Source organism: Bradyrhizobium sp. PRIMUS42, from assembly GCF_023006515.1.
Classification (GTDB): Bacteria; Pseudomonadota; Alphaproteobacteria; order Rhizobiales; family Xanthobacteraceae; genus Bradyrhizobium.
This window is the reverse complement of record NZ_JALBGZ010000918.1, coordinates 1-2,136: the sequence shown is the minus strand read 5'-3', so window position 1 is coordinate 2,136 and position 2,136 is coordinate 1. Positions and strand designations below refer to the sequence as shown.

The 2,136-nt window shown below is 64.7% G+C and carries 2 protein-coding genes and 1 pseudogene; 2 read left to right on the top strand and 1 reads right to left on the bottom strand.

All coding sequences use genetic code 11. The features are described from left to right. Positions 1-186, bottom strand: a 186-nt coding sequence (locus tag MOV75_RS35660; RefSeq protein ID WP_369010491.1) for a YeeE/YedE family protein, incomplete at its 3' end; no start/stop codon positions are given. A gap of 71 nt (positions 187-257) precedes the next feature. On the opposite strand from MOV75_RS35660, the pseudogene MOV75_RS35655 reads away from it, so the two are divergent. Together MOV75_RS35655 and ccoG are read left to right on the top strand one after the other, a co-directional pair. After that, positions 258-407: pseudogene (locus MOV75_RS35655) on the top strand (ArsR/SmtB family transcription factor); the annotation flags it as partial. Positions 408-438: 31 nt separating this feature from the next. Beyond that, complete coding sequence (ccoG, locus tag MOV75_RS35650; RefSeq protein ID WP_246925204.1) at positions 439-1,890, top strand: cytochrome c oxidase accessory protein CcoG; 1,452 nt, start codon at positions 439-441, stop codon at positions 1,888-1,890. Positions 1,891-2,136 lie beyond the last annotated feature (246 nt).

Below are 2,136 nucleotides of genomic sequence, written 5' to 3'. Positions count from 1 at the left end.
GACAAGACCGGCGACGAAGGCCAGCCGGCCGGCGAATTCGCCGTCCTCGTAGGGCGGAAACAGCCGTGCCGCGATGCCGCTGACGCCGGCGACGCGTCCCTTCGCCCACATCAGCAGGACTGCGGACAGGCCGATCAGCGCGCCGCCCATAAGCGAAGCCATTGGCGTGAAAGACGTCGCAACCATTCGACCCTCCGGACTAGCGCGCCCCTCGCGGGCAGCGAATAGCATTATATCAGCTGTCGCGCCTTTCCTCGGCGGCGCTATCGCAGCATCTCGGCAAGATGCGCGCATTGAGCCTGGTCAAATCCAGACGGGACGGCCAGACGATATACTACAGCGTCGCGAGCGGAGAGTTCCGCACGGTGCTGGAGACGCTGTACCGCCTCTTCCGCACCCCCGGATAGGGCCCTTGCCGCTCCGGACGCCAGGAGCGCCATGACCGACGATACCTTCATCGAAGGACCTCTCTACGAGAAGCGGAAGAAGGTCTATCCGCAGTCGGTCCAGGGCCCGTTCCGCCGCATCAAATGGGCAATCCTCTGCCTCACGCTGGGGACCTATTATCTGTTGCCGTTCGTGCGCTGGAATCGCGGACCCGGCCTGCCCGACCAGGCCGCGCTGATCGATCTGCCGCATCGCCGCTTCTATTTCTTCTTCATCGAGCTGTGGCCGCAGGAGGTCTACTATTTCACAGGCCTCCTCATCATTGCGGCCATGGCGCTGTTCCTGATGAACGCGGTCGCGGGCCGGCTGTGGTGCGGCTACATGTGCCCGCAGACGGTGTGGACCGACCTGTTCTACGCCGTCGAGCGCTGGGTCGAAGGCGACCGGCGCGAGCGCATGCGGGGCGACAAGCATTGCTGGACGTTCGGTCACATCCGAAAGGTCGCGCTGAAGCACTCTCTCTGGATCATGATCGCCTGGTGGACCGGCGGCGCCTGGGTGCTGTATTTCGACGACGCACCGACGCTGATGAAAGAGCTCGCAACCTTCCAGGCCCCGTTCATCGCCTATCTCTGGATCGGCATCCTGACCGCGACGACCTATGTCTTTGCCGGGCACGCCCGCGAGCAGATGTGCATCTACATGTGCCCGTGGCCGCGCATCCAGGCGGCCCTGACCGACGAATGGGCGCTCAACGTCACCTATCGCCGCGACCGCGGCGAGCCGCGCATGTCGGTGAAGAAGGCGGATGCCGCCCGGGCGCAAGGCGATTTCGCCGGCGATTGCGTCGACTGCCACCAATGCATCAATGTCTGCCCGACCGGCGTCGACATCCGTCACGGCATCCAGCTCGGCTGCATCCAGTGCGGCCTGTGCATCGACGCCTGCGACAACGTCATGCGCGAGATCGGCCGGCCCAAGGGACTGATCGGCTACGACACCGACATCAACATGCAGCGCCGGCGCGACGGCAAGCCGCCGATCTACCGCATCGTCCGCCCGCGCACGCTGATCTATGCCGCGACCATCACCATCGTGGGCAGCATCATGCTCTACACTCTCGCTACGCGCGCGACGATGGACGTCAACGTGCTGCACGAGCGCAATCCCCTCTTCGTCCAGCTCTCGGATGGCGGCGTGCGCAACGACTACACCGTGCGCATTCTCAACAAGGGCGCGCAACGATCGTTTGCGCTCGAGGTCTCCGGACTGCCCGGCGCGACCATTCGCGTCGCCGGCATCGAGGCCGGCTCGGACGGCAAGCCGATCGTTGAGGTTGGGCAGGACCAGACCCGCGAAGTCAGGCTGTCGGTGCAGGTCGGTCCTGGCGACCTGCCGAGGACCTCGCGCGACGTCGATATCGCCATCACGGATACGGCCAGCGGCGGACGGGCAAGCGCGCGGGATCATTTCGTGCCCGGCGACAAGCAGAGTCAGCATTGAGCATCCGGCGCCGCATGCTCAACGAGACGTTAATATTACCGCTCGAATTGAAGCGGCGTGCCAACGGTATTTTCCATTCTTTGCGCTAAGGATGACCTGCGTAACACGGGCTCAGCCCGCGTGATTGGGGACGACGGGACGTGGTCGACATCGCGCAACAGGCGGCGATCAATCCGGCATCGGCAAAGGATGCCGGAGTCGCGCGCGCGGGCGTCCCGCTCACGACGATCGACCCCGGCCAATGGC